Consider the following 20,236-nt stretch of genomic DNA (forward strand, 5'->3'; position numbering starts at 1 on the left):
GGTCGTTCTGACGACCTCGACCTCCAACGTAGAGATGGCATGAACGCAGAAGAGGCCCCATATGTGAACCCGGCTGAAACAGCGTCAGCTCTACTAGCTACTCGGTCCCTCGGTCGAGCCTGGCGGCGGTCGTGAGCACCCGCGCATCCGGGTAATCCTCGCAGTACTGGTAGGCATAGGCCAGCCGGATGCGCCCGCTTGTGCCGACGACGAACTCGGCGGCTGCCCGCCATGGATCGTCGACTGGCGGTCGTCCCTCACGGCGCCTACCGTCTTGGAACTCAATACCGAGCTCCCGGGGATGGGCCCAGTACTCCGGCGGAGCGTCGAACAGCACCTGCTCCACCGCCCAGTGCCCGACGCCGAAAGCGCGGTAGGCATCCAGGTCGGGATCGCACAAGATGGCACACGGGATGCCGCGGGCGGCCTTGTACTCCGCCGTCCGTTCAGGTTCCCCCTGCGCGATGATGACCGGAGTGAGGTTGGCCTCCCGGTAAGAATGGACTTCAGCGATCAGCCGTGCGGAGCGGGCCACGCCGCACGTACAGCCGAAGTGCCGCCAGAACATGACCAGAGCCGGCCCGTCGGCCCAGAAGTCGGCCAGCCGGCGCGGGGTCCCCGTCTCGTCGGGCAACGTCAGGTCCGGCGCCGGCGTGCCAGGGAGCAGCAACGCCGGCGCTGCGTCCGTGGGACCTTCGGTCCACCGGTCAAGCCAGTTCGACTCCGCCGCCCGGTTGGCATCCTGCAGGCCGCTTGCCTCACGCATGGGAAGCGGCTAGCCGTGTTCACTCACGGGATAGACCTCATCGGCCACGAGGCCGTGGGCCTCCCGGTGAACCGTATTGGCCGCTTCGGCGTCGGGTGCGTCGACCAGGCAGAAGATCTTTCCCGCCTGCTCATCAACCCAGTACTTGAGATAGTGCACGCCGTGGGCGTCTTGCGTCGCGAGATCCGCGGCATGGGCTTCGGCGACGGCGTCGGCCGTTACGCCGCCCTCGATGTTATGGACGTCCATGTACAGTGGCATCGTAGATTCCTCTCGGTCCATCCCGACGTTTCGAGATGCTGAATACCATTTCGCCCTATCGGTGTTTGACGAAGCGTTTGACAGTTTTCGGAAGTGATCCGCATGAAGTTTGTTATCAACCTTCTTGGTCGCCCGGTGATTGATTGCGACCAAGTTGAGCCCTACCGATTCCGCAGTAGGAAGAGTTGGGCGCTGCTCGCCTTCCTACTATTGAATGATCGACCCCCCTCCCGGAGGCACCTCGCAGCGATGTTGTTCGGCACTGCCGCTGACCCGCTCCGAGCATTGCGGTGGAGCATCGGTGAGATCCGGCACGCTCTCGGTGATCACGGTTGCATCGAGGGTGACCCCGTCGTTCTCCAACTCCCAATAGGGGCCTCCGTTGATGTCACCACTCTGACGAAAGGGGCGTGGGGCGAAGCCATGCTGCTGCCCGGGCTCGGATCGGAACTGTTGGAGGGAGCCACGTTTCGCGACGCGGCGACGTTCGAATGTTGGCTGTTGTCGGAGCGGCGCCATCTTTCCGCGGCAACCGAAGCCATTGTGCATGAAGCAGCGCTGGGAATGATGTCGCAGGGCAACCTCGAGCGCGCCATCTCGTACGCCGTGAGATTGATCGGCATGAATGCGCTCGACGAGAATCACCAGGCCCTGCTCATCAGGCTCTACCGACTCGCTGGTGACGACCTTGCTGTCGACCGGCAATTCGCCGCGTGCAGACAACTGCTCCTGGCCGAGCTGGGGGTGGAGCCGGGCCCGGCGGTCGAGGCTGCCCTGCGCGTTGCCAAGCTTCAGGTTGACGGCGCAACGGATGCTGCCTCCATCGAAGCGATCATCGAGTCTGGCCTCGCGGCGGTGGGCGCCGGGGCAATCGACGTCGGGGTGCAGTCGCTTCGCAGCGGCGTGGCGCTCGCCGATGTCTCGTCTGCGCACCGGCTCCGAGTCACATCCAGGCTCGCGCTCGCTGGGGCGCTGATTCACTCCTTGCGCGGCCAGGACGAGGAGGGTGTGGCCACGTTGCATGCGGCCGATGAGGTGGCGATGGCGATTGCCGAACCGGAGTTGGCGGCCGAAGCTCGCGCCGAGATCGGTTACGTCGATTTTCTCCGTGCACGGTATGACCGAGCCGAGCTGCGGCTAACGGATGCTCGCAGGCTCGGCAACGGTTCGTTGGCGATCGTGGCGAAAGCGGAAATGTACCTCGGGGCGACAGCGAGCGATCGCGGAAACTATCCCCAGGCGCTGGAACACCTCACCACGGCAGTGGACGCTGCCCGTGCAGCGGGCGAAACGCGGATGGAGGCCTATGCCCTATCGATGCTCGGCCGGATTCACCTTCTCCGCACTGATTTCTCTGTGGCGGAGCGGTGCCTAAATCTTTCCCAAGAGCTGTGTGAACAGAGTCATTGGCTCGCGTTTGCGCCCTGGCCCCAGAGCCTGAGCGGCGAGGTCGATCTGGGGCGCTCTCTGCTGGCCGAAGCCTCTCATTCGCTTGATCAGGCCTTTGCGCGGGCGTGCCAACTGGGCGATCCCTGTTGGGAAGGAATGTCGGCTCGAGGGCGTGCGCTAGTCGCCGAAGCTGAGGGAGAGTCGGAGCGCGCATTTGAGATTCTCGCGGATGCCCGAATCCGCAGTAATCGACTCACCGACCCGTATGTCTGGTTGGAGGCGTACATTCTTGACGCCCAATGCGATCTCGGACGCCGCTACGGCCACCCCAACACCGCCGCCTGGGTGGGATCGCTCGGTGCCCTCGCCTCCCGAACCGGCATGAGGGAATTTGTGGTGCGTTCGCTGCTGCATGCTGAGGCGCTCGGAGACGACAGCGCGGGCCGGGCCGCCCGGTTGCTCGGCCCCGACATTGACAATCCGGCCCTGGCGGCGCTGCTCAGTCGCTAGGTAGACCGTAGCTTGTTGTCGCTGTGGTCGTCGTTCCTGTGGCGCAGAGCGGCGGCGGTGTGTCACACCGAGATGGCGACCTTGCCCCGCGCGTGGTGCTCGATGAGGTGACTCACCGCGGCCGCGGTCTCGGCGAGCGGGTAGGTGCGCTCGATCGTGGGGGCGATTCGGCCGGCCTCGATGTGCTCCCGCAACACGTCGAGATCTGCGGCGCTCGCTTTTGCCACCAGCGGGCGGAGGGTCTGCTCGACGAACATCGAACGCACTGAGGCCCCGATGATGCGACCGATGGGCCCGAGTACTCGGCCGCCTGCTCCGGAGGAGAGCACGAGGGTTCCGCGCCGCTTGAGAGCTCTTCGGCACTCGTCAATGGTGCGGTTGCCGACAAGATCGAATACCGCGTCATAGGTCGTGTCGCTCGAGGCGAAATCCTGCGTCGCGTAATCGATGACGTGATGGGCGCCGAGGGAACGCACGAGGTCGATGTTGCGGGTGCTGCAGACCGCGGTGACCTCGGCTCCGAGCACTCGCGCGAGCTGCACCGCGAACGACCCGACGCCACCGGCTGCCCCGTTGATGAGCACGGAGTCTCCTGGCCGCACTCGTGCGGCATCCCGCAGACCCTGAAGCGCCGTGGTGCCGGCGACGGGCACCGTCGCGGCGGCCTCGAAGGAGACCGTGGTGGGCTTGCGGGAGACCAGGCGCTCCGGCGCGACGGTGTACTCCGCGAAACTCCCCGCGCTCACCTCCGCGAACACCTCGTCGCCGACCGTGAAACCGTGCACGGCAGATCCCACCGCTTCGACCACGCCCGCGGCATCCCTACCGCGGATCAGAACCCGCGGCTTGCGCAAGCCGAAGGCGAGGCGCAGCAAATAGGGCTCGCCGCGCATCAGTAGCATGTCAGCGGCGTTCAGTGACGCTCCACGCACCCGGATAAGCACGTCGCCGGCACCCGGTACGGGCCTCGGTATATCGGCCAGTTCGTAGGTTTCCGGTCCACCGTACTGACGTTGGATGATCGCTTTCACCATTGCCCCTTCCCGAGTAACACTATAGTGTGTGAGACACAGTAGCAGATCATCCATGAGATCGAAAGGACCCACCATCATGACCCGCATCATAATCACCCCTCTGCACCGCCCCACACTGCTCTCGACCCTCTGGATCGTCGTGATGTTCAACTACATCTACGCCGATGTGCTCGGGCTGAACGATCCGGCACACCTCATTGCCCTCGAGGCGGGCACGATCGGCGGACTGCCGTTCTCTCCCGACAAGCTTGTTGCCGCGGGTCTCCTGATGCAGGTGCCCATCGCGATGGTCTTGCTGTCACGCGTGCTTCGCCAGACCCCGAACCGGGTGTTCAACGTTCTCGCGGCAGCGTTCATGGCGCTCACCCAGGTGGCAACGCTGTTCTTCGGCACTCCTCCGACCCCGGTGTACTACCTCTTTTCCGCAACCGAGATCATCGTTCTCGTCGTGATCCTGGCCCTTGCGGCAGCCTGGCGCCGCACTGCACCGGCGAGCGTGCCCGACAAGGCGCTGGCGGCGGCGTGAACCAGTAGCGTGAGACCGTGTTGAAAAATGAGGAACTGGCTACCCACCGGCAGGAATTGCGCCGTGGCACCGTCGTGCTCGCCTGCCTCATGCTCCTGGAGACGTCGAACTACGGTTACGCCCTGCTCACGGCGCTTGACTCCTCCGGGTTCGCGGTCGACGCGAACACCCTCTACCCGCTGCTGCGACGCCTTGAAAAACAGGGGCTGGTCCAGAGTGAGTGGAATACCGACGAGTCCCGGCCCCGTAAGTTCTATGCCACGAGCCTCGAAGGCAGGCGGCTTGCCGCCACCCTTCGGGGTGACTGGGTCGAACTCGCTGCTGCATTCACGGCATTGACGGAGAAATCATGACGACAGCATCCACGCTCACCGATCGCTATGTGGCGGCGGCCGTTCGCGGCCTGACCCGTGGCCAGCGACAGGACATCGAAGCGGAGTTGCGCACCTCGATCGCCGATGCCATCGAGGATCGCCTGGGAGCGGGGACGGATGCTGCCGCTGCGGAACGCGAAGTGCTCACGGAGCTCGGTCCGCCGAGGAGCCTCGCAGCGAGTTACTCGGTCAAACCCACCCACCTGATCGGGCCGGATTTGTTCAGCGACTACCTGCGCGTGCTCGCGGTGCTGCTCTCGACAGCCGTTCCGCTCTGGTTCGTCTTCAGCGGCGTCGTCACCTTCGTGGCCGGTGCGTCGCCCATCGACTCACTGTGGAGCGCCCTGTGGGGTTCGCTGGAGACAGCAATGTCACTCGCCTTCATCGTGACACTGGTGTTCGCGATCATTGAACGTACCCCGGCACTGCACGCGCGCCGCACGGCGGAGTGGGACCCGCACTCACTCCCGGCCGTGCCCGACCAGCGGGGCTATGTGAGCGAGCTCGTCGGCGGGGTTCTCTTCCTGGTGGTGATTGCGAGCGTCGTCATCGTGCTGCAGTCCGTGGGTGCCGTCGACGGTCCGGGCGGCACACCGATTGGGCCCCTCGACGCGACGTTGTGGGAGTCGGGCGCGTTCTCGGTGGCCCTCTTCTACGCAGCGGTGAGTATCAGCTTCCACGTATTCGCGCATTACACGGGATGGTCGGTCGCCAACGCCGTGGCCACGATCTTGCTCGATGTGCTCTTCGTGGTTCCCGCGGTCTGGATCGTCGCTGGCGACCGACTACTGAATGCCGACTATTTCGCGACGATCGGGTGGCCGAACGGAGTGGAGGTTGTCGGTCTCATCGCCCTGGCCGTGGTTGTGCTGTTCCCCCTGCTCGACACGGTCGATGCGATCGCCCGAACGGTGCGCACACGACGCGTTCGACCATCGCGTGACGTCAGCGGCTGAGCTCGTGCTCCCGCTCCAGCGACTCGAAGAACTCCCGCGCCGTGCGGTGGGACAGCAGACCATAATCCAGCGTGATGCGCTCTGTTCTACTACGAGAATGAGGAGTTTCCCTTCGTTGACGGACGCCTGCTGCTGCGCGGCAATAACGGCGCCGGCAAGTCGAAGGTTCTCGCGCTGACGCTGCCCTTTTTGCTCGACGGCGACCTTTCGCCGCAACGGGTCGAGCCCGACGGCGACCGGCAGAAACACATGGAGTGGAACCTGCTGCTCGGCAACGAGCACCCCAACAACGAACGCCTCGGCTACAGCTGGCTCGAATTCGGTCGCATCGACGAGAACGGCGCGGCACTGTTCGTCACCATCGGTGCCGGGCTGAAGGCTGCGCGGGGCCGCGGGGTGACGAAGCACTGGTTCTTCGTCACGCCATAACGGGTGCGCGACACGCTTGAACTGGTCGACAGCAACAGGCTCGCGCTCGGGCGTGACCGGCTCGCTGCCGCTCTGGCCGATCACGGCCACGTCTACGACACGAAGACGGAGTATCGACGGGCTGTCGATGAGGCCCTGTTCGGACTCGGCGAACGCCGCTATGCCGAATTGATGGAACTGCTGCTGCAGATCCGCGCGCCGCAGCTCTCGAAGAAGCCGAGCGAAGCAGCGCTGTCGGAGGCGTTGACCCGGGCGCTCACGCCGATCGGCGACGCGGTGATCAAATCGCTCGCCGACGGCTTGCGCTCACTCGACGAGGAACGCGAAGAGGTACAACAGCTGGCCGCCGCGCAGAAAGCGGTACACCGATTTCTCGAACATTATCGCGGCTACTCCCGGGTGATGCTCAAACGCCACGCCGAGGGGCCGCGCCGGGAGCAGGCCGAGCTCGATCGGTTTGGTCGTGCCGTGATCGAGACCACCGCCGAGCTGGAGCAATTGCAGCAGTCATTGAGCATCTTCGCGGCTGAAACCGCCCTGCTGCAGGGCGAACGCACTCAACTCGACGCTGAGCGCGAGGCTCTGCGCGACAGCGCCCACGCCGAGAGTGAGCGGATGCTCGAGCTCGCGGATGCGGCCGCCGTCACCGCGGAAGAACGCGCCATAGCCGCCGAGCAGGGATTGAACAACGCGACCGCGACACTCCAGCGCAGCGAGACAGACGCCGGGGACGACCGGGCGGCCTGTGCCGTCGCCGATACCCAGGTGCACGCGGCTGTCGCCGTGGTCGTTGCAGCCGCCGCCGAGGCACGCATCGAGCACGACCATGCGGCGCTCGCTGTAGGTCGGGATCCCGAGGCGCTCGCCCGTGACCGCGCGGCGACGACGCTGCGCACCGCCCGAACCCGCGAAGCACTCGCCCGGGTCACCGAGCTGATCACAGCGCTCGAGGCAGCTGAGGGCGCCGTGACTGAGGTTGACCGTCGCGAAGCGGAGACCGAAACGCGCCTCGCCGAAGCCGACACCGAGCGCGCCATCGCCGATGTCGACGATAACTCCCGGGCCAGCTGCCTGGGGCTGCTGGCCGAGTTCGACCTGGACGTGGTGATGACGAGCGAACGCGATGGGGCTGCTACGCCGAAGTTCCGGGGCTATCGATCGCCCAATTGACTCGATTCGACGGCTCCGACGCCGTGCACGTGCAGCGCTGGCAGTGGGACGGTCGACGACGCGCCGCGGTCGCCGAGCCGCTGGTCTCGGCCGACCCAGCGGGCAGCCTGTGGTGAGCGGTGACCTCGAGCGCATTCGCCGTCTGCTCGGCACGCCCGACACGGCCTGGTTTCTCGCCCGCATGCGCGCGAGGCTCGACCAGAAGGGACTGCTCGACGGCACGGTCACCAAGCAGAACGCGAGCACGGCTGAGCGGATGGCGTCGGCCCGGCTGACCGGGCGCGCCGTGCGCCCCGGGTCGTCGGCGTCGGTCTCGCTCGACCAGCTCGACGACGCGCTGCGACGCGATGCCTGGCCTGAGGGCCTGGCGGCGGCGGTGGTGGCCCTGACCGGCCCGGTCGTCGGGCGGGCCGCCCGACTTGCCGCCCGGGAGAGCTGGCAGCAGGGCGCCGACACCCTGCGCGGTATGGCCATCGAGCGGCCGTGGCTGTCGCCGGGGGTGGACGGCATGCTCAGCAACGGTGGGTTGCGACGAGCGACTGCGACAGCGGAGGCGGTGAATGACCTGGCGTTTCGTCTCGCTCGGCTGGTGCGCGAGCTGTCAGCTGAGGGTGAGGTGCTCGGGGTGCTGGCTGCGCGCCTATTCGGTGATGCCCACGCGCTCGACGCGAAGGCGCCGCTGGGGTCGATCGCAGCCGGACTCGCTGCGGTGCTCGCCTCCCTACCGGCCGGAAAAGGCGCTGGCTGGCGCCGCTCGGCCTGGCTGGCCTGTGGTGTCGTCGTCGACGAACTCTCGTCGACGGTGCTGGCCGTGGGGCTGCCGGGAGGCGCCGGTTCGCCGACCGCGCGGGCTCTCGCCGCGCTCACCACTGCGGGCCAGCCGGCGGTGCTCACCTAGCGGCAGCTGGCGGCGGACGATGTCGGCACGGTTCCTTCGCTCGTGTTCGTCTGCGAGAATCCCGCGGTCGTGGCTGCCGCCGCGGACCGGTTCGGTGCCGACGTTCCCTCGCTCGTGTGCGTGAATGGGCAACCGGGAGCCGCCGTCATCCGCTTGCTGACGCGGTTGGTGGATGGCGGTGCAGTGCTTCGGTATCACGGCGATTTCGATGCGGGTGGGCTTGCGATCGCCCGCACCCTGGCCTGGAGCGCCCCGTGGCTGCCGTGGCGGTTTGGCGCGGCGGACTATCGCACCGCGTGCGAGTCGAGCCAGTCGACGGCAGCCTTCAGCGGTGCCGTCGGCGAAACAGCCTGGGACCCAGACCTGGCCGTCGCCATGGAGGACCTGCGCCTGCGAGTCGAGGAGGAGTCAGTGTTGTCGGAGTTGCTGGGCGACCTCGGTGGCGTGACGGACGAGCACGCGGCTTCTACGGTTGATATTGTGACTGATCCACGGGGGATAACCTGAATAATTACGAGGGAACAATGCTGCACAGTGATCGCAAAACTGTGACGCGACAGAGTCAGCGCAGCTTGGTCGACCATGAAACCGGAGTGGGCGGAAAGTAGGCCGACTCTCCCGTGCTCGTGATCTGGTGGCTGTGCGTGCGGGGCCCATGGCATCCGCGTGAAGCCGTTTCGTTACGCCGATGATGGGGCAGCGACGAGGGAAGCGACGAGGCCGGCTACGAGGGCAGCGACGAGATCAGCACCCTCGTCGTCGGTCACGCCATCACGGGCAGCCGAGCGTTCCACGGTGCTGGGCTGACGCTACGGCATGACCGGAGCCACGAAGGTGAACGTCATGCCCAGCAGCCATACCGACAGCAGCACCACCGGCAAGTGGAACAGGAACTGCAGCGACGTGAACCCCACCAGGTCCCGGGCCCGTAGCTTGAGTACTGCCAGCAGCGGAAGCATGAAGAACGGGTTGATCAGGTTGGGCAGCGCTTCAGCCACGTTGTAGATCTGCACGGTCCAACCCAGGTTCATCCCCACATCCGTCGCCGATTGCATGACATACGGAGCTTCCACCAACCACTTGCCCCCACCGGATGGCACGAAAATTCCGAGAATGGCCGTGTAGATGGCGATGATCACGGCGAAGCCTCCGCCATCGCTGATGCTCGTGAAGAACTCGGACAGGTGCTGGGAGACAGTCAGCCCGCCGTTGCCGACGGCCCGGGTCAGAACGGCGGCCATCGCAGCATACAGGGGGAACTGCACGAGGATTCCGGCGGTCGCCGGCACGGCCTTGGTGACGGCCTGCAAAAAGTTCCGCGGTGTCTTGTGCAGCACCAGACCGAGTACGAGGAAGACCAGCAGGTAGCCGTTGAGGCTGCTGATCACGCTGAGGAATGGCTTGGACAGGAACTGCGCGATGAGCCAGCCGAGGGTCAGGAGCCCGATCAGGGCCGGCAGGATCCAGCTGAACTCCAGCCACTCGCCCGGCCGGGTGCGGCTCGTGGCCGGTTCCGGCTGATCGTCGAGGTCAATGTCCAGGTCGGCGGCTGTTCTGATGGCCGCACCCCGCGGCGCCGAGAAAAACGCGATGACCGTTGTAAGAATCATCAAGAGCACGAGCATAACCAGGGACTGCCAGGTGAAAATCGTCTTGCCGAAATCCAGGACTCCGGTGATCTTCAACAGAGCCGGCGGGATCGACGCCTCCGTGGCCTGCAGCTGTGCAGCGGATGAGGACAGCCCCAGTGCCCAGACCGCGCCGAGCCCCATGAATGCTGCGGCCCCCAGGGCGCGATAATCCGCCCGCAGATCAGTGCGGCGGGCGATAGCCCTGGCCAGCAGACCGGCGAAGACAAGGCTGAGACCCCAGTTGAGAAAGGACACCGACATCGCCAGGAAAGCAACGAAGCCCACGGCCGATGCTGCCGTTTTCGGCACCGCCGCCATCCAATCGATGATTCGGGCGACGGGGGCGGAGGTGGCGACAACATAGCCGGTCATCACGACCATTGCCATTTGCAGTGTGAAGGCGGTGAGATCCCAGAATCCGTCGCCGAAGGCGACCACGATGGCGGTCGGGGATGCGCCGGAAGAAAGGGCCGCCAGCGCCACGATGATCACTCCGCCGAGGGCGAAGATGTAGGCATCCGGAAACCACTTCTCGGTCCATTTCGCCATGGTCTGGGCCACTTTGGCCAGTCCCTTTTCTGGAACGACTTCTTCTGTCGGCAAGGTGGTGCTCATGGACCAGGACCTCTTCATTGAGCGTGTAAGTAGGGTTACGGGCACATGCCCGGAACCGGTTAAACGGTAGAGGCGGCACGAGGGGCTGTCAAACCAGCCGCTGGGACGGCTGGGAGACGATTCAGTCGGTACAGAAAATCGTCGCATCGAAGTCAGGGTCACGAAAGTTGTTGCAACGGCTGGGAATTCCGGCTCTCCTGACGTAACCGTGGGTTGAAGTCGGCCGGGGAGCACGGGTCGATGCTCGACGAGGCTGAGTATGGCGAGGGCGATGAGGGCGATGAAGGCGATGAAGGCGAGGAGGGCCTCGGTGCATTTGAAGCCAAACGCGATGCGGGTGATGAGTCGGATCTTGGTGTTCATGGCTTCGATGCGGCCGGTGAAGAGTCCGTGCTCGATGGCTGCGAGGATCGCAGGCCGGTGTTTGACGATGCGGCCGGTGGCGTTTTACGAACGCGGCGATGCGGCAGCGGCGCATCGGCAACGGGGCGTCCCCGGCCTGACCCGGGCGACCTGAACCCCCGATTCACGGTCAAGACCAACGACTTCCACGACCGTTTTCGCGACACCAAGCAGAGTTCGCCACATGGTTGGCCTGCCGTTTTCTGCCCTGAAGTATCTGCTCCTTTGACAGTCAGAAACCTGGACGGAAAGCGGCGTGCGGCCGTTAGGGCGCTCCAAAAGAGGCAGGGTTAGGCCACAAGAGCCAAAATTCCCGTCGATAGACTGGGGCACGCCACGTAGCTTGATACTCGCATTCACAACCGCATCGCCGCGGAAAGGTCTTCTATGCCCAGCACTGACGCGATCGATAGCCCCTCGGGCACCCACCCCGCTGGCGACAGTACGGTGGCGGGTGCCGGCGGGGCCGTATCCACTGTGACGGAGCCTGAGGTGCTGCTGCAGCGTGACGGACCGCTGGCCCGCATCATTTTGAACCGGCCGAAGGCGCTCAACGCGCTGACCCACGCCATGATCTGCTCCATCGCTGCAGCCCTCACGGAGTGGGCCGACGACACCGCTGTGCACACCGTGCTGCTCACCGGTAGCGGCGACCGTGCCCTCTGCGCCGGCGGCGACATCGTGTCGATCTACCGCGATGCCCGCACCGAAAGCGACGAGAACGCGCGCTTCTGGGCCGACGAGTACACGCTGAACGCCCAGATCAAGCGGTACCGCAAGCCGTTCGTGGCCCTGATGGACCGCATCGTGCTCGGCGGGGGAGTCGGCCTCAGCGGCCACGCCTCGCACCGAATCGTGACCGAACGCACGAAACTCGGCATGCCCGAGACCACCATCGGCTTCGTGCCCGACGTCGGCGGAACATACCTCTACTCGCGCACCCCCGGTGAGCTCGGCACCCACCTCGCCCTCACCGCCGGGACCATGACCGGCGGCGATGCCATCGCGCTCGGCCTCGCCGACATTTTCGTCGATTCAACTCGGCTCGATTCTCTGGTCGACTCTCTCCAACGGATGCCCGCTGCCGCAGCCATCGCCCAGCACGACTCGTCGACCGTGCCGCAGGCGCCACTCATGGCCGAGCGCGCCTGGATCGACCAGTGCTACGCCGGCAACGAGCTGCCCGCCATCATGCACCGGTTGCAGACCTCGCCCGTTGCCGCCGCGCGCGAGGCCGCCAGCGCGATTCTGGCCAAGTCGCCGACCGCCGTCTCGGTCACCCTCGAATCCCTGCGCCGCGCCCGCGACCTCGGCACCCTCGAAGACGTCCTCGAGCAGGAGTACCGGGTGTCGCTGCGCATGGTGGCCGGCCCCGACATGGTCGAGGGCATTCGCGCCCAGGTCATCGACAAAGACCGCGCTCCGGTCTGGCAGCCCAACACCATTGACGCCGTGCCCGACGCCGACGTGCAGGCGCACTTCGCGCCGCTGGGAGAGCGCGAGCTGCAATTGCCGCGCCCGGCTACACACGACCACAAACCGATCAAGAACACATTCACCGAACGAGAGGCCACAGCGTGAGCGACTCCCAGACCGACGCCCCGACCAACGCAACCCCGACCAACGCAACCCCGACCAACGCCGATACCTACGAGAACATTCTGCTCGAACGCCACGGCCGGGTCGGCGTGATCACGCTCAACCGGCCCAAGTCCCTGAACGCCCTCAACTTCGCCACGATGCACGATGTGGTCGGTGCCGCCACCCGGCTTGACCTCGACCCCGAGATCGGCGCGATCATCATCACCGGCTCGGAGCGGGCCTTCGCGGCCGGCGCCGACATCAAGGAGATGTCCACGATGAGCTACATGGACATGTACCTCGACGACTGGTTCGCCGGCTGGGACCGCCTCGCCGCCGTGCGCACCCCGGTCATCGCCGCCGTCTCCGGCCACGCCCTCGGCGGCGGCTGCGAGTTGGCCCTGATCTGTGATTTCATTATCGCCTCCGACACGGCCACCTTCGGGCAGCCCGAGATCAAGCTCGGTGTCATTCCCGGAATGGGTGGATCCCAACGCCTCACGCGCGCCGTCGGCAAGGCCAAGGCGATGGAGATGATCCTCACCGGCCGCACCATCGGAGCCGTCGAAGCCGAACGCGCCGGCCTCGTCGCCCGCGTCGTGCCCGCCGCAGACCTGCGTGCCGACGCCCTCAGGACCGCGACCGACATCGCCGCCAAATCGGCGCCGATCGCCATGCTCGCCAAGGAGGTCGTTAACGCGGCGTACGAGTCGATGCTGAGTGGTGGCATCCATTTGGAACGTCGCCTCTTTCACTCCGTGTTCGCCACCGATGACCAGAGTGAGGGTATGGCCGCCTTCATCGACAAGCGGCCGCCGGTGTTCACCAACCGCTAGCGTGCGTTCGTCCAGCTGTACTCGTTCTCGGGGCGCCCCGGCGTGCCGTAGCGCGGTGCGCGCAGCACGAGACCCAGGTCGGCGAGGTACTCCAGGTAGCGCCGCGCGGTAACACGCGACAATCCGAGCGGCTTCATCAGCTCACTCGCCGACACTGGCGCGGCCTGGGCCTGCAGGTAGGCAACCACCGCGTTCAGTGTCGAATCGGCCAGGCCCTTCGGTCGCGAAATGTCAGCCGGAGCTCGCAAACTCGCGAACGCGTGATCAACCGCCGACTGTGTCACAACGGATGCCTGCTCGTTCAATTCCCGACGAAAGTGCCGGTAGCTGGTCAATTTGGCGGCGAAGGTCGAATAGGTGAACGGCTTGATCAGATATTGCACGACCCCGGCCGCTATTGCCCCTCGCACATTTTCGAGGTCGCGTACCGCGGTGATAGCGATGATGTCGGTGGCCAGGCCGGCCGCACGGATGCGCCGGCTCACGTCGAGCCCATGGCTGTCGGGCAGGTTCATGTCCATGAGCACCAGGTCGATGGGAACGCCGGCCGAGGCTGCAGCCGCGACCCGGCGAAACGCGTCCTGCCCGGTGCCGGCCGTGCCGACGAGTTCGAAACCGGCCAGCCGACCAACGTAGACGGCGTGCGCTTCGGCCGCCAGCGGTTCATCTTCGACGACGAGCACGCGAATGGGCGGCAACACAGACTCAGGCATCATCGCTCGCTGCGATGGTTTCGGCCACCTGAGCGACGCCCGGAATCGTTACGGCCGGAATCGTCGCGGCCGAAATTGTCGCGGCCGGAATCGTCGCGGTGAAGACGGCGCCCTCGCGTCGCCCGATCGTGAGAGTGCCGCCAAGGCGGGTCACCGCCTGCCGCACCAGGGCCAGACCGAGTCCGCGGCCGCCGATTGCGGGGCCCGGCGCCGTGACGCCCGCGCCAATGCCCGCGTCTGCCGTGCTCGTGAAATCCGTGCTCGTGAGGTCTGTGTCCGTGACGCCCACGCCCCCGTCGGCCGTGCTCGTGAGGTCCGTTCCCGTCGCGCCGGCGCTCTTGGTACTGAAGCCGAGCCGCAGCACGTCGTCGATCACATCGGGTGCCACTCCGGCACCACTGTCTGCGACCTCGATCTGCACGGCATGCTCGGTCGACGACACCCCAACCGACACCCAACGCGGGTCTGCGCCGGCGGCCGCCGCGTCAAGGGCATTGTCGACGAGATTGCCGAGCACGGTCACGAGGTCTTGAATCGACAGCCCCGACTGCGCGAGCGTGCCCGACGCGGTAACGGTGAGCGTGATGCCGAGCTCATTGGCCTGCGCCGATTTGCCCATGATCAGGGCGCTGATCACGGGTTCGTCGACCGAACCGACCATCTCGTCGGCGAGCTGTTGGCTCAATTCGAGATCTTTCGTGGCGAATTCGAGGGCCTGATCGGTGCGGCCGAGCTCCATGAGCGACACGATCGTGTGCAAGCGGTTGGAATGCTCGTGGGTCTGCGCCCGCAGTGCGTCGGAGAGGGTCTGCATCGATTGCAGTTCGCTTCCCAGGGTCTGTAGGTCGGTGTGGTCGCGAATGGTCGCCACGAATCCCATCGGGGTGGCCTTGGAGCGACTCGACGAGGTCGATGAGGCCACGGCCGGTTGCTGGCTGACCACGAGCACGCGCGAGTCGGTCAGGTGAATCTCGTCGTGGGCGGTGCGGCCGCTGCGCAGCAACGCGCCGAGGCTGGGCGGCAAGCTCAGGTCGGTGAGGGTTGGCGGTGGCTCGGTGCTGCCCGCGCCCGGGGGAGCGGCAATTCCGAGCAGCCGCGCCGCTTGGTCGTTGTAGAGTACGAGGTTTCCGTGCCGATCAACGAGCACGAGCCCTTCCCGCACCGAGTGCAGCACCGAGTCGTAGTAGACGAACAGCTGTGCGAGATGCTCCGGGCCCCAGCCGAGAGTCACCCGGCGCAGATACCGACCAATCAGCCAGGTCACGACCGAACCCGACAACAGTAGGGCAAGTGCCAGCCCCAGTATGGCGGGCAACCGGGAGTTCAGGGCGATCGTGATGTTGCTCGTTGTGGTGCCCGCCGCGACGAGCGCGCGCACGGTACCGCCGGCATCCAACACCGGCACCACGGCACGAACGGATGGCCCGAGCGTTCCCGTGCTGATTTCCGTGAAGGCAGTGCCCGAGAGTGCTGGTTCGATCGCGCCGATGTAGTCCTTGCCGATTTCGGTCGCGGTGGGGTGGGTCCAGCGGGTGCGGTCCGGGGCCATGATCGTGATGAAGTCGAGGCCGGCATCCTTGGTCAGCTCGAGGGCGTAGGGCTGCAACGACGCGCTCGGGTTAGCCGATTCGCTCGCCTTGAGCACCAGCGGACTGTCGGCGATGGCGGTGGCGACAGCGAGCATGCGGTCGCTGGTCTCCTCGTAGGCTCGATCGCGGGCATCGACGAAAAAAGCTGTTCCAACGAAGGTCGCGAGCACGGCGATGAACATCGCGTGCGCGAGAAAGAGCCGTCTCGCGATACTCCACTCCCTGCGCACTGCCTGCCCCTCTCGTGTATTCGTCTGGCGGCTCGTGAACAATATGACCGCAACCGTGACCCCACGGGCTGTCTCAGTCAGTCTGGTAGGCATTGCAGCACGCCGGAGCCCGTGGTGGGCCAGGTTAAGCCTAGACATAGGAGTCTGACATGGCATCGACGCCATCAACCCAAAGCAAACTGAACAAATCTTCCAAACCCAAGAAGAGAATTGACTCGTCGCACTACCTCTACATGGCCGTCATTGTCGCGGTCATTCTGGGTATCGTCGTCGGCCTGGTCTGGGGCGGTCCTGAGGGCTTTGCCGTTTCGCTCAAGCCGCTCGGTGACCTGTTCATCGCCCTGATCAAAATGATGATCGCGCCGATCATCTTCTGCACGATCATTCTCGGCATCGGCTCGATCGCCAAAGCTGCCACCGTCGGCAAGATCGGCGGACTGGCACTCGGCTACTTTCTGATCATGTCGACCTTTGCGCTCGGTATCGGCCTCGTCGTGGGCAATATGATCCACCCGGGTGAGGGCATCAACCTGACGGATGCCACCTTCAAGGCCACCGAATCCGCCGACACCCAGTCGTTCCTGCTGGGGATCGTGCCCGCCACCCTGTTCTCATCGTTGACCAGCGGCAATATTTTGCAGACCCTGCTCGTCGCGCTCATCGCCGGCTTCGCCCTGCAGAAGATGGGCCCGGCCGGAAAGCCGATTCTTGAGGGCATTGCCCACGTGCAGGCCCTGGTCTTTCGCATTCTCATCATGGTCATGTGGCTCGCCCCGATCGGTGCCTTCGGTGCGATCGCCGCGGTCGTCGGTGCCACCGGCATCCAGGCCGTGGTCAGCCTGTTCACCCTCATGGCCGCTTTCTACATCACCTGCATCATCTTCATCGTGGTCATTCTCGGAGGGTTGCTCAAGCTCGTCACCGGCGTGAACATTTTCAAGCTGATGCGCTACCTCGGCCGCGAATACCTGCTGATCTTCTCGACCTCGTCTTCCGAAGCGGCCCTGCCGCGACTGATAGCGAAGATGGAACACCTCGGCGTCTCCAAGCCGGTCGTGGGTGTCACCGTGCCCACCGGCTACTCCTTCAACCTCGACGGCACCGCGATCTACCTGACCATGGCGTCGCTGTTCATCGCCAACGCGCTCGGCCAGCCGCTCGCCCTCGGTGAGCAGATCGGACTGCTCGTCTTTATGATCATCGCGAGCAAGGGCGCCGCCGGAGTCTCCGGCGCCGGCCTCGCCACCCTGGCCGCCGGCCTGCAGGCCCATGCCCCGCAGCTCGTCGGCGGCGTCGGCTTCATCGTTGGAATCGATCGCTTCATGTCCGAAGCGCGCGCGCTGACCAACTTCACCGGCAACGCCGTGGCGACCGTCATGATCGGCTCCTGGACCAAGGAGATCGACCGGGTGCAGGTTGACCGCGTACTCGACAAGCTCGAACCGTTCGACGAGCGCACCATGCTCACGCACGGTCACGTCAGCCCCGCCGACACTCAGCGCACCGCCGAGAAGGCCGCGCAGGTTGACGTGTTGGAACGCTCCGCCGCAATATAACGAGCATTAGACTCGCGCTGAGGGTGCCGTCCGGAGTAGTCCTCCCGGGCGGCACCCTTTTGTGTTGGTCGAGTTGCGGTGGACGAGTTTTGGTGGTCGAGCATCGAGACCATCGCTGTGCAGTTGTCTCGACCCGCTTGACCAACGGTCCACGCAATATTTCGGTGTGCCTAAAAGTTGATGTGTTAGGATTGTTGACGGTCTTACAACCCTTCACCAGGACGCGCACGCGTAGCCACCATTTGAGATGGAACGGCCGCGATCGTATGGTCCGGCATCGAAGGACGCGATCCCATGGTCGCTCCAGCCCGCGCTGTGTTTCGCGATCGGGCCGGTTGATGCTTACCCGTCCGAGAAGACAGCATGTCGCTGCGTCAGCCGTAAAATCGACGACGTTCGGCGTGCACCGGAGAACGCGTGTCCGATAGCAGCACAGATTCCATTGCCGTCAAGGCAGACCACTTATACAAAGCGTTCGGACGTCGCCCGCACGAGATCGTCAAAAAGCTCAAAGCGGGCACAAGCCGCACCGAAATCTCCCACCTCGGGGTCGCCGCCGTCATCGACGCCTCCTTCGAGGTCAAGAAGGGCGAGATCTTCGTCGTCATGGGCCTGTCGGGCTCGGGCAAGTCAACGCTCATCCGTATGCTCAACGGACTGTGGGAGACCACCTCGGGAACGGTGACCGTGGGCGGCACCGACATAACTGACATCTCGGCGTCAGAACTTCGCGGTGTGCGTCGCAGGAGCATCTCCATGGTGTTCCAGCACTTCGCCCTGCTACCGCACCGCACGGTTATCGACAATGTCGCATACGGCCTCGAGATTCAGGGCATGGGTCGTGAAGCGCGTCTCGCGAAGGCCCAGACGATCATCGACCTGGTCGGCCTCGCCGGCTGGGCCGACAACCTGCCCTCCGAGCTCTCCGGCGGCATGCAGCAGCGTGTCGGCCTCGGGCGCGCCCTCGCCGCCGACACCGATGTTCTTCTCATGGATGAAGCCTTTTCGGCCCTCGACCCATTGATTCGACGCGAGATGCAGGAACAGCTCATTGAGTTGCAGGCCGCGCTCGGCAAAACCATTATCTTCATCACCCACGACCTGAACGAAGCCATGTTTCTCGGTGACCGCATCGCGGTCATGCGCGATGGTCGCATCGTGCAGATCGGCACGCCCGAAGACATTCTCACCGACCCGGCCAACGACTACGTCGCCCAGTTCGTGCAGGACGTCGACAGGGCCCGCGTACTGACCGCAGCAAGTGTCATGGAACCGGCGCGTTCGGTTATCACGAAGACGGCGGGGCCCCGCGCCGCGCTGCGTACCATGCGCGACCTGCAGACATCCGTCACTTTTATACTCAATCGCGACCGCAGTTTCGCCGGAATTGTGCGCGATCGCGATGTGCTCAAGTTGGTCAAGTCGGGCGAAACCGACCTGCGCACGATTATTCGTGACGATGCCACCTCGGTACGGTCCGACACCGCGCTGGTCGACCTGGTCGAGCCCTCGGTCGAGAGCGAATTGCCCATCGCCGTCGTTGACGAAAAGAATCGCCTGCTCGGGGTCATTCCGCGAGTGACCCTGCTCGCCGCCATCGGCAACGTCAATACCAACACCGGAGAATTACCCGTCGTGATGCCGCCGGCCACCATCTCGATCAGTCAGATCACCGACATTCTGGGCGAAACCGCCGAAGAAAACCTTCGCAACACCGAAGGAGCCCGCGCATGACCGACTTTCGCCTTCCCCTGGGCTCCATCGTTGAGTCCTTTGTCGACTACATCACCGACACCTTCGGCTTTCTCTTTGGCTTCATTCGCGCCGTGTTCGACGGCGCCTACGAGTCCGTCGAGTTTCTGCTCGGCGAGCCGCCGTTCTGGGCGATCATGCTCGTGCTCGGCGTTCTCGCATTCGGCATTCGCGGCTGGAAGTTCGCGCTGGGAACCCTGATCGGCCTGGCCGTCATCCTCGGCGTCGACCAGTGGCAGAACGCCATGGATACGCTCGCGCTCGTGCTCGTTGCGAGTGTGCTCGCGATCGTGATCAGTGTGCCCCTCGGCGTTCTCGCGGCCAAGTCCACACTGGCCTCGAACATCATTCGCCCGGTGCTCGACTTCATGCAGACCATGCCCGCCTTCGTCTACCTCATTCCAGCGCTCATTCTGTTTCGTGTCGGAGTGGTACCGGGCATTGTCGCGACGATCATCTTCGCCATGGCGCCCGGCGTGCGCCTGACCGAACTGGGCATTCGCAGCGTGGACAAAGAAGTTGTTGAAGCCGGGCAGGCCTTCGGGGCGTCCCCGTGGCGCATCCTCCGGCAGATCCAACTGCCGTTGGCCACTCCCACCATCATGGCCGGGGTCAACCAGGTCATCATGCTGTCGCTGTCGATGGTCGTCATCTCCGGCATGGTCGGAGCGGGCGGGCTCGGTGCGCAGGTCGTCGCAAGCCTGAACCGCATCGATATCGCGCTCGGTTTCGAAGCCGGCCTGTCCGTGGTGATTCTGGCCATCTTCCTCGACCGCATCACCGCGTCACTCGGGGACACGAAATCCATCGGTTTCTTCGGCAACATCCGTCGTGCGCTGCGCGGCCGTAAAAAAACAGATGCCGTGCCCGCCGCCGCATCCGCCGCCGCACCAACCGAACCCGCCCGGGTCTGACCGGGCATTGCCCGATTGACGGGTGCATCCGCATCCGTTTCACCGATACGGCCCTGGCCGTATGCACCACACGTCAACCCCAGTCACCCACAGCGGGTGGCACG

19 protein-coding genes and 1 pseudogene are annotated in these 20,236 nt (G+C 65.0%); 13 read left to right on the top strand and 7 right to left on the bottom strand.

The features are described from left to right. Positions 1-97 precede the first annotated feature (97 nt). The gene (locus IWX77_RS00200; protein WP_196842511.1) at positions 98-766 is read right to left on the bottom strand and encodes a redoxin domain-containing protein; all 669 of its coding nucleotides are present in this window, start codon (positions 764-766) and stop codon (positions 98-100) included. A 9-nt stretch (positions 767-775) separates the two neighbouring features. Continuing rightward, on the bottom strand, positions 776-1,015 hold the full coding sequence (locus IWX77_RS00205) for a DUF4242 domain-containing protein (protein WP_327012031.1): 240 nt from the start codon (positions 1,013-1,015) through the stop codon (positions 776-778). A 114-nt stretch (positions 1,016-1,129) separates the two neighbouring features. Here IWX77_RS00205 and IWX77_RS00210 point away from each other — a divergent pair, with 114 nt between their 5' ends. Then, positions 1,130-2,926, top strand: coding sequence for a BTAD domain-containing putative transcriptional regulator (locus tag IWX77_RS00210; RefSeq protein ID WP_196842513.1), 1,797 nt, complete (start codon positions 1,130-1,132; stop codon positions 2,924-2,926). A gap of 62 nt (positions 2,927-2,988) precedes the next feature. Here IWX77_RS00210 and IWX77_RS00215 read toward each other — a convergent pair whose 3' ends face one another. Next, positions 2,989-3,960, bottom strand: coding sequence for an NAD(P)-dependent alcohol dehydrogenase (locus tag IWX77_RS00215; RefSeq protein WP_327012032.1), 972 nt, complete (start codon positions 3,958-3,960; stop codon positions 2,989-2,991). 76 nt (positions 3,961-4,036) lie between these two features. On the opposite strand from IWX77_RS00215, the gene IWX77_RS00220 reads away from it, so the two are divergent. The 7 genes from IWX77_RS00220 to IWX77_RS00250 all read left to right on the top strand — a co-directional run bounded on the left by IWX77_RS00220 (position 4,037) and on the right by IWX77_RS00250 (position 8,820). Beyond that, entirely contained in the window at positions 4,037-4,486 is a 450-nt protein-coding gene (locus tag IWX77_RS00220; RefSeq protein WP_196842514.1) for a DUF6326 family protein, read from the top strand. 17 nt (positions 4,487-4,503) lie between these two features. Continuing rightward, the gene (locus IWX77_RS00225) at positions 4,504-4,839 is read left to right on the top strand and encodes a PadR family transcriptional regulator (protein ID WP_297413921.1); all 336 of its coding nucleotides are present in this window, start codon (positions 4,504-4,506) and stop codon (positions 4,837-4,839) included. After that, positions 4,836-5,816 (top strand): permease prefix domain 1-containing protein, encoded by a 981-nt coding sequence (locus IWX77_RS00230; RefSeq protein WP_196842515.1) that lies wholly within the window; start codon positions 4,836-4,838, stop codon positions 5,814-5,816. The genes IWX77_RS00225 and IWX77_RS00230 overlap by 4 nt, the downstream gene beginning before the upstream one ends. A gap of 189 nt (positions 5,817-6,005) precedes the next feature. After that, positions 6,006-6,245, top strand: coding sequence for a hypothetical protein (locus tag IWX77_RS00235; protein ID WP_196842516.1), 240 nt, complete (start codon positions 6,006-6,008; stop codon positions 6,243-6,245). Between the two features lie 3 nt (positions 6,246-6,248). After that, positions 6,249-7,415, top strand: coding sequence for a hypothetical protein (locus IWX77_RS00240; RefSeq protein WP_196842517.1), 1,167 nt, complete (start codon positions 6,249-6,251; stop codon positions 7,413-7,415). A gap of 112 nt (positions 7,416-7,527) precedes the next feature. Next, the gene (locus IWX77_RS00245) at positions 7,528-8,313 is read left to right on the top strand and encodes a TIGR02679 domain-containing protein (protein ID WP_196842518.1); all 786 of its coding nucleotides are present in this window, start codon (positions 7,528-7,530) and stop codon (positions 8,311-8,313) included. A gap of 42 nt (positions 8,314-8,355) precedes the next feature. Beyond that, a complete protein-coding gene (locus tag IWX77_RS00250) occupies positions 8,356-8,820 on the top strand; it encodes a DUF2399 domain-containing protein (protein ID WP_327012033.1) in 465 nt (154 codons plus the stop codon). A gap of 302 nt (positions 8,821-9,122) precedes the next feature. On the opposite strand, the gene IWX77_RS00255 is transcribed toward IWX77_RS00250, so the two are convergent. Continuing rightward, positions 9,123-10,559, bottom strand: coding sequence for a short-chain fatty acid transporter (locus IWX77_RS00255; RefSeq protein WP_196842520.1), 1,437 nt, complete (start codon positions 10,557-10,559; stop codon positions 9,123-9,125). Between the two features lie 219 nt (positions 10,560-10,778). Beyond that, a pseudogene (locus IWX77_RS00260) lies at positions 10,779-11,034 on the bottom strand (transposase); the annotation flags it as partial. A 314-nt stretch (positions 11,035-11,348) separates the two neighbouring features. Between IWX77_RS00260 and IWX77_RS00265 the strand changes: the two are divergent. Together IWX77_RS00265 and IWX77_RS00270 are read left to right on the top strand one after the other, a co-directional pair. Then, positions 11,349-12,542, top strand: coding sequence for an enoyl-CoA hydratase/isomerase family protein (locus tag IWX77_RS00265; RefSeq protein WP_196842521.1), 1,194 nt, complete (start codon positions 11,349-11,351; stop codon positions 12,540-12,542). Positions 12,543-12,619: 77 nt separating this feature from the next. Then, entirely contained in the window at positions 12,620-13,378 is a 759-nt protein-coding gene (locus tag IWX77_RS00270) for an enoyl-CoA hydratase (protein ID WP_297413949.1), read from the top strand. Here IWX77_RS00270 and IWX77_RS00275 read toward each other — a convergent pair. Together IWX77_RS00275 and IWX77_RS00280 are read right to left on the bottom strand one after the other, a co-directional pair. Then, positions 13,375-14,076, bottom strand: coding sequence for a response regulator (locus IWX77_RS00275; protein WP_196842745.1), 702 nt, complete (start codon positions 14,074-14,076; stop codon positions 13,375-13,377). The genes IWX77_RS00270 and IWX77_RS00275 overlap by 4 nt on opposite strands. Before the next feature lie 7 nt (positions 14,077-14,083). Then, a complete protein-coding gene (locus IWX77_RS00280) occupies positions 14,084-15,910 on the bottom strand; it encodes a sensor histidine kinase (RefSeq protein ID WP_196842523.1) in 1,827 nt (608 codons plus the stop codon). Positions 15,911-16,059: 149 nt separating this feature from the next. Between IWX77_RS00280 and IWX77_RS00285 the strand changes: the two genes are divergently transcribed. The 3 genes from IWX77_RS00285 to IWX77_RS00295 all read left to right on the top strand — a co-directional run bounded on the left by IWX77_RS00285 (position 16,060) and on the right by IWX77_RS00295 (position 20,132). Continuing rightward, entirely contained in the window at positions 16,060-17,466 is a 1,407-nt protein-coding gene (locus IWX77_RS00285) for a cation:dicarboxylate symporter family transporter (protein ID WP_196842524.1), read from the top strand. Between the two features lie 417 nt (positions 17,467-17,883). Continuing rightward, a complete protein-coding gene (locus IWX77_RS00290) occupies positions 17,884-19,200 on the top strand; it encodes a quaternary amine ABC transporter ATP-binding protein (protein WP_196842525.1) in 1,317 nt (438 codons plus the stop codon). Next, positions 19,197-20,132, top strand: coding sequence for an ABC transporter permease (locus IWX77_RS00295; protein WP_196842526.1), 936 nt, complete (start codon positions 19,197-19,199; stop codon positions 20,130-20,132). The genes IWX77_RS00290 and IWX77_RS00295 overlap by 4 nt, the downstream gene beginning before the upstream one ends. The last annotated feature ends 104 nt before the right edge of the window (positions 20,133-20,236 follow it).

Source organism: Cryobacterium sp. CAN_C2, assembly GCF_015751745.1.
In the GTDB taxonomy this organism is placed as follows: Bacteria; Actinomycetota; Actinomycetes; order Actinomycetales; family Microbacteriaceae; genus Cryobacterium.

Bases quoted from the DNA above. Each gene is read 5' to 3' on its own strand.
- IWX77_RS00265 (WP_196842521.1), top strand. From the start codon at position 11,349: ATGCCCAGCACTGACGCGATCGATAGCCCCTCGGGCACCCACCCCGCT.
- IWX77_RS00285 (WP_196842524.1), top strand. From the start codon at position 16,060: ATGGCATCGACGCCATCAACCCAAAGCAAACTGAACAAATCTTCCAAA.
- IWX77_RS00230 (WP_196842515.1), top strand. From the start codon at position 4,836: ATGACGACAGCATCCACGCTCACCGATCGCTATGTGGCGGCGGCCGTT.
- IWX77_RS00205 (WP_327012031.1), bottom strand. From the start codon at position 1,015: ATGGACGTCCATAACATCGAGGGCGGCGTAACGGCCGACGCCGTCGCC.
- IWX77_RS00215 (WP_327012032.1), bottom strand. From the start codon at position 3,960: ATGGTGAAAGCGATCATCCAACGTCAGTACGGTGGACCGGAAACCTAC.
- IWX77_RS00255 (WP_196842520.1), bottom strand. From the start codon at position 10,559: ATGAGCACCACCTTGCCGACAGAAGAAGTCGTTCCAGAAAAGGGACTG.
- IWX77_RS00295 (WP_196842526.1), top strand. From the start codon at position 19,197: ATGACCGACTTTCGCCTTCCCCTGGGCTCCATCGTTGAGTCCTTTGTC.
- IWX77_RS00220 (WP_196842514.1), top strand. From the start codon at position 4,037: ATGACCCGCATCATAATCACCCCTCTGCACCGCCCCACACTGCTCTCG.
- IWX77_RS00200 (WP_196842511.1), bottom strand. From the start codon at position 766: ATGCGTGAGGCAAGCGGCCTGCAGGATGCCAACCGGGCGGCGGAGTCG.
- IWX77_RS00210 (WP_196842513.1), top strand. From the start codon at position 1,130: ATGAAGTTTGTTATCAACCTTCTTGGTCGCCCGGTGATTGATTGCGAC.